Source organism: Cephaloticoccus primus (assembly GCF_001580015.1).
Classification (GTDB): domain Bacteria; phylum Verrucomicrobiota; class Verrucomicrobiia; order Opitutales; family Opitutaceae; genus Cephaloticoccus; species Cephaloticoccus primus.
Map to the genome: position 1 here is coordinate 1 of NZ_LSZQ01000023.1, position 224 is coordinate 224.

Sequence of the window (224 nt, forward strand, 5' to 3'; positions counted from 1 at the left end):
CCCGTTAAATTTGCGATTTTGTTCGGGCGCGCAGCGCACGGGCAAAATCGCAAATTTAATGGCACGTGGCGCCACGCCACCGCCGCCCGCGCAGGGCTGGTCTCGAGGACTTGCGGCAGCGGCGGCGGCGGCGGAGGAGGTACAGGCCGATGCCTGCTGCGCCGAGGAGGGCGCCGTAGGTGGTGGGTTCGGGGACGGCGCCGAAGGGGGTTATCTGGATGTAG

The 224-nt window shown here is 67.4% G+C and carries 1 protein-coding gene; it reads right to left on the reverse strand.

Annotation, left to right across the window (positions count from 1 at the left end):
• Nucleotides 1–55: 55 nt before the first annotated feature.
• Entirely contained in the window at nucleotides 56–220 is a 165-nt protein-coding gene (locus AXK11_RS10390) for a PEP-CTERM sorting domain-containing protein (protein ID WP_082780795.1), read from the reverse strand.
• Nucleotides 221–224: the final 4 nt, after the last annotated feature.